At 55.8% G+C, this 559-nt stretch carries 1 protein-coding gene; it reads left to right on the top strand.

Annotation, left to right across the window (positions count from 1 at the left end; all coding sequences use genetic code 11):
- Positions 1–143 precede the first annotated feature (143 nt).
- Positions 144–559, top strand: a 416-nt coding sequence (locus N1032_RS27095; protein ID WP_259543798.1) for a hypothetical protein, incomplete at its 3' end; no start/stop codon positions are given.

The raw sequence follows: 559 nt of genomic DNA, 5'->3' as shown, positions 1-559 counted from the left end.
GGTGACACCAAAGAGGCGGCGGGCTTGCTGGCGAAGAAATCCGGCACGGCAGCGGCAGCGGCCGCAGCGAACTCGCTCAATGCAGCCAATTGGGGGTCAACGATCCTCAGCGTAGGTAACACGGCGTCGGGATGGTTTAGCTAATGAAAATTGATACCGGTAATTTCGGCCAGGCTCAACGCCAGGTAGTTGATACGCGCATTGATCGCGGCAATCCGGCAGAAATGGCGGAAGCGAAGATTAGCAGCGCCCGCAACACGGCGCAGCTTCAGGGCATGGCTAACCAGGCATGGGACCGCTTAGGCAGTCAAATGCAGCAGGTTGGCGCGGAAATGCACCAACAGATTCGCCAGCTCGCGCAGCAGAAATCCGCGCTTGTCATTCAGCAGAAGCAGCTACACGCGCAGGGCGTTTTACAGGAAGCGCAGGACAACGTTGACAGCGGCAAACTCAAATCGGCCGACGTTCAAAAATTCGTGTCCGATGCAATGTCTAAATTTAAATATGACGATATTGACGGCCTCGGAGAAGGTGGACGTATGCAGCTCGAAAAGGGCTT

It is taken from the genome of Herbiconiux daphne, assembly GCF_024979295.1.
GTDB lineage: Bacteria > Actinomycetota > Actinomycetes > Actinomycetales > Microbacteriaceae > Herbiconiux > Herbiconiux daphnes.
The sequence above is the reverse complement of the archived record's forward strand: the minus strand, read 5'-3'. Positions and strand labels throughout refer to the sequence as shown.